General features: G+C 74.9%; 4 protein-coding genes. 3 read left to right on the forward strand and 1 reads right to left on the reverse strand.

The window, feature by feature from the left end; genetic code table 11:
- On the forward strand, positions 1 to 1529 hold a 1529-nt coding region (locus tag EF918_RS32290; RefSeq protein ID WP_312847885.1), incomplete at its 5' end, for an Ig-like domain-containing protein.
- 57 nt (positions 1530 to 1586) lie between these two features.
- On the forward strand, positions 1587 to 2087 hold the full coding sequence (locus EF918_RS32295) for a hypothetical protein (RefSeq protein ID WP_125652464.1): 501 nt from the start codon (positions 1587 to 1589) through the stop codon (positions 2085 to 2087).
- A 9-nt stretch (positions 2088 to 2096) separates the two neighbouring features.
- On the opposite strand, the gene EF918_RS32300 is transcribed toward EF918_RS32295, so the two are convergent.
- On the reverse strand, positions 2097 to 3671 hold the full coding sequence (locus tag EF918_RS32300; protein WP_125652465.1) for an alpha/beta hydrolase: 1575 nt from the start codon (positions 3669 to 3671) through the stop codon (positions 2097 to 2099).
- A gap of 399 nt (positions 3672 to 4070) precedes the next feature.
- Between EF918_RS32300 and EF918_RS32305 the strand changes: the two genes are divergently transcribed.
- Positions 4071 to 4967: acetyl-CoA carboxylase biotin carboxylase subunit family protein (locus EF918_RS32305; RefSeq protein WP_125652466.1), on the forward strand; the 897-nt coding region annotated here is incomplete at its 3' end.

The following is a 4967-nucleotide window of genomic DNA, read 5'->3' on the forward strand; positions in this document are numbered from 1 at the left end:
GGCGGGACGGACAGGGCGGACAGGGCGGACAGGGCGGACAGGACGGACAGGGCGGACAGGACGGACAGGACGCCGCGGGCGGGCCGGGCGCCGGGGCGCCGCGTGCGCGGCGGGGCAAGGTGCGCCGGACGGCCGCCGTGGTGGTCGTGGGCCTCCTGGTCGGCGCCGCCGCGCCGGTCCGCGGCGACGACGGACAGCGGCCGGACCCGGCCCCGCACAGCCAGGCCTCGGTGCTGCTGAAGGTCGCGACCGCCCTGAAGGGCGGGCCGGCCGGCGCCGGGGCCGAGGGCCCCCGCTGCTCCGGCGGACTCTTCCCGGCCGCCGACTGCCGCGGCCTGCGCACCCACCTGGTCCTCGCCACCGAGGAAGGGGCCCGCGCCACGCCCCACGAGGTCTCCGCCGGCCGGCTGCGGGGCACCGCACCCACCGACGCGGCCGGCCCGCTCGGGATCTCCCTCGCCGCACCGGGCCGGCTCACCGACGTCACCGTGCGCGACCGGCACGGACGCCACCTCGCCGGAGCCCTCGACGCCGACGGCACGCTCTGGGAGAACGCCGAACCGCTCAAGGCCGACGAGACGTACGTCGTCCAGGTCGGCGCCCAGGACGCCGCCGGGACCACGGTCGGCGCGGTCATGGCCCTGCGGACCGCCCCGGCGGCGCCCGGGGAGCGGCTCACCGCCTCCTTCGGGCCCGGGCCGGGCACGTACGGCGCCGGGCAGATCGTGACCGCCTCGCTCAGCAGCCCGGTCCCGGCCGCGGACCGCACCGCGCGGATCCGCGTCGAACGCGCGCTGCGGGTGACCTCCGAACCCCAGGTCGAGGGCGCCTGGCACTGGGTCGACGACTCCACCCTGCACTACCGCCCGCGCACCTTCTGGCCCGCCCACGCCGAGGTCCACGTGTACAGCGGGCTCGACGGGGTGGCGGTCGACGGCGAGCGCTACGGGGGTTCCTCCGACCCCGTCCACTTCACCGTCGGCGACCGGATCGAGGCCCTCACCGACTCCGCCGAGCACACCATGACCGTCCGCCGCAACGGCCGGGTCATCCGGACCATCCCGGTCACCACCGGCAAGGCCGGCTTCCGCACCCGCAGCGGCATCAAGGTGGTGCTGCGCAAGGAGCGGCAGGTGAGGATGCGCGGGGACTCAGTCGGCATCGGACGCGGCGACCGCGAGTTCTACGACCTGCCCGTCTCCTGGGCCACCCGGATGACCTGGAGCGGCGAGTACGTCCACGCCGCTCCGTGGTCGGTGGCGTCCCAGGGCGAGGAGAACGTCAGCCACGGCTGCACCGGCATGAGCCCGGCGGACGCCGCCTGGTTCTACGAGACCGTCCGCGAGGGCGACGTGGCCTCGTGGGTCAACACCGGCGGCGAGCCGATGACCCCGTTCGACAACGGCCTCGGCGACTGGAACCTCGACTGGCCCGCCTGGCTGGCCGGCAGCGCCCTGCACGGGACGGGCGTGACGGCCCTGGCCCCCGACCGGCGGCCGTCCGCGCCCCGGCTGACCCCGTCGGTCTGAGCCTCCGCGCCGGTTCCCTGACAGAAGGTGTCAGGAAACCCGCCCTACCGTCCCCGCATGACCTTCACCGAGAAGCTGCTCACGGTCCGGCCCCCGGTCACCGTCGGGGGCCGTCGCATCAAGCGCTACCACGTCACCGCCGATCCCGCCGGGATCGAACCGGAGGTGGAGGCGGCGGCCTACCGCTTCCTCCCCGAGCTGCTGCGCACCCTGCCGGAACCGGACGGCACCCCGCCGGGCGGCTTCGTCGTCCTGCACCGCGGCGGGGACGACGGGGCCTACCTCAACGTCTACAGCTGGATGTGGGACAACGCCCTGCACTTCGTGGGCGGGGTGGCGGGCCAGCCCGTGCTGGGCTGCCCGGACCGTGACCCCACCCGTTTCGTCCGGCTGCAGCCCGGTCTGATCGGCTGTGTCTGGGAGCTCCCGCCGCTCGCCCACGAACGCGAGGCGTGGGTGCGGCACATGCTGGTGCCGGAGCCGGGGAAGGCCGACCTCGACGCGTACCTGGCCGACGTCCTGGCCGACGGCCCGACCGGGAGCCGCCCCGCCGGGTGACGGGCGCGCTCAGCCGGGGCAGTCGGTGTCCAGGTCCGGGCGGGTGCCGGTGGTCAGGAACGCCGTGACCGCCCGGTCCCCGCAGGCGTTGCCGTTGGTCAGGTACATCCCGTGGCCGCCCTGCCCGACCGAGACCAGCCGGGCCCGGTCGCCCAGCGCCGCCCGCATCTTCAGGGCGCCCGCGTACGGGGTGGCGGGGTCGCGGCGGCTCTGCACCATCAGGATGTCGGACGGTCCGGCGGAGGTGATCCGGGTGGGCCGCTCGGCCGGCTCGTCCTTCCAGAACGCGCAGGGGGTCACGTTCACCGGCATGCCCGCCGTCAGGGGGTGGGCGGACCGGTCCGCCGCCACGGCCCGCCGGTAGCCGGCCGCCGACCGCTCGCCCCAGTCCACGTCGTTGCAGATCACGGCCACGGTCAGGGCGGCGTCCTCGTTCCGCATCGGCTGCGCCAGCTCCGGCGGCAGGACCACCGGTCGCGCCGGGTCCTGCGCGGCCTGCACCAGCCGGGCCAGGGCGGGGAAGAAGGCGTCGCCGTAGAGCGCGTTCTGCAGGACCTGGCGCAGTCCGTTGCCGGTCAGCGGGGTGCCCGGGGTGGTGGACTCCTTCGGCGCGCGGTCCAGCGTCGCCGCGAGGGCGAGGACCAGGGGCCGCACCTCCTCCGGGCGGGCCGCCAGCCGCAGCCCGTCGCCGTCGCGGTCGGGGTGGGCGGCCCAGGCCGCGAAGTCGGGGAAGCGGTCGTCGGCGCCCTGCGCCATGTTCGCCAGCCAGCCCCGGGCGACCCGCTCGGGGTCGGGGTCGCCGGTGCTGTCCAGCACCAGGCGGTCGGTGCGGTGCGGGAACTTCTGGGCGTAGACGGCCGTCACGTAGGAGCCGTACGAGGTGCCCCACGCCGACAGCTTGCGCTCGCCGAGGGCCTGGCGGAGGCGGTCCATGTCCCGGACCTGGTTGGCGGTGGTGAAGCTGCGCAGCACCGCGCCGCCGGCCCGGTCGCAGGCCTCGGCGATCCTGCGGGCCCGGGCGAGGTCGGCGTCGATGCCGCCGTCCGCGTCGGGCCAGGACCGCAGGTTCGTCAGGTACCGGTCCTCGGGGGTGAGGTCGCAGCTGGCGGTGGTGCTGCCGCCCACCCCGCGCGGGTCGAAGGCCACCAGGTCGTAGGCGCCGCCGAGTTCGCGCCGGAGCGCGGCGCCCTTCTTCGTCAGCCGCTGCACGCCCGAGCCGCCCGGCCCGCCGGGGAGCACCACGAGGGTGCCGCGCCGGGCCGCGGGGCGGTCGCTGCGGAGCCGGGTGACGGCCACGCGGAGGGACGGGCCCTGGGGCCGGGCGTAGTCGAGCGGGACGGGGAGGTCGGCGCACTCCTGTCCCGCCGGGCCGTCGGGGACGGCGCACGGGCGCCAGGTCAGCTGCGGGGCGGTGGCATCGGTGCCGGTTCCGGTCCCGGTGGAGGTGTCGGCGCCGGCGCCGGCGCCGGCGCCGGCGGCGGCGGCCGCGGGCAGGGCGGTGGCGGTGAGGGTGGTGGCCACCAGGGCGGCGGAGGCGGCGAGGAGGAGCGCCTTCCGGAAATCTTTCCTCGGGCAAGTCGTCATGGCACGAGCCTCGTTGAATTGCCGTCAGCTCCCCATCCGGTGGCCCGGTCGACCCGGGGTGGGGACAACCCCCGTCCCGTGCGTCCCTCTGTCCTATCGGTCGTATAACGCGGTCTTGGGGTCCCCATTAAGTGCGGAAATGCCCCCCTTGAGGCTGTGATCCAGGTCACAACGGGCCGCCTTCTCTTGTTGGTTGACGCCGTCGTCGGGCCCTCATTACCGTCGCATGGCGTCCTGATATCGGGACTGCCGCAAGGGGGAATCATTGAATTCCGGGGGATTCACTCGGCGTCCTCGTACGCCTCTCGTCTGATCGCGCTGCCGGCGAATTCAGCGACCCGGCATGCCCATTTCACATGCTTGCCGCGGCCGCCGGCACCGAAAGGGGAATCGTTCCCGATGGTGATGCACCACGCGCACGGGCCGGTCGTCCTGATCGGCGCCAAACCGGTGGACGGATTCCGGACGCTGGCCCGCATGGGTATTCCGTTCCTTTGCGTCGCCGACCCGGAAGAAAAGCCTCCGGCAACCGTCCCCGGGGCGATCGACGTCGTGCACGCCCCATTCCGCGCCGACCCGCTGTGCGTGCTCGGCATCCCGCTGCCACCCGCCGTGCGGGCGGTGCTGTCCTTCACCGAACTCGGCTCGCTGCCGGCCGCCCTGCTCTCCGAGGCCCTCGGCCTGCCGACCGTCCCGGTGCGGGCGGTCGTACGGGCCCGGAACAAACTGCTCATGCGCCGCACCCTCGCGGGCGTGCTGGAGCAGCCGGCGTTCGGCGTGGTCGGCCGGGACGATCCCGGGCCCGGCGACTTCCCCGTCGTCGCCAAGCCCGTCGACGGCTCCGGCAGCCGCAACGTCGAACACGTCCCCGACGCCGACACCTATGCCGGCCGCCGCACCGCCCTGGCCGGCTTCCTGTGGGAGGCGTACGTCACGGGGGCCGAGTACAGCGTCGAGGCCGTCTCCTTCGACGGCCGCCACGAGATCCTCGGTATCACCGCCAAACGCACCAACGGCCGGCCCTACTTCATAGAGACCGGCCACGAGGTCCCCGCCCGGCTGACCCCGCAGGAGGAACGGGCCGCCCACGCCTGCGTCCGGCGCTGCCTGGACGCCCTGGAGATCACCCACGGCGCCTCGCACACCGAGGTCATCCTGACCGGCGGCCGGGCCGTGCTGCTGGAGACCCACACCCGCGGTGGCGGCGACCGGATCCCGTTCCTGACCCGCCTGGTCACCGGGGTCGACCAGTACGAACTGGCCGTACGGTCCGTCCTGCCCGAGACCGGGGAGGGG

Origin of the sequence: Streptomyces sp. WAC06614 (assembly GCF_003949795.1) — a bacterium.
In the GTDB taxonomy this organism is placed as follows: domain Bacteria; phylum Actinomycetota; class Actinomycetes; order Streptomycetales; family Streptomycetaceae; genus Streptomyces.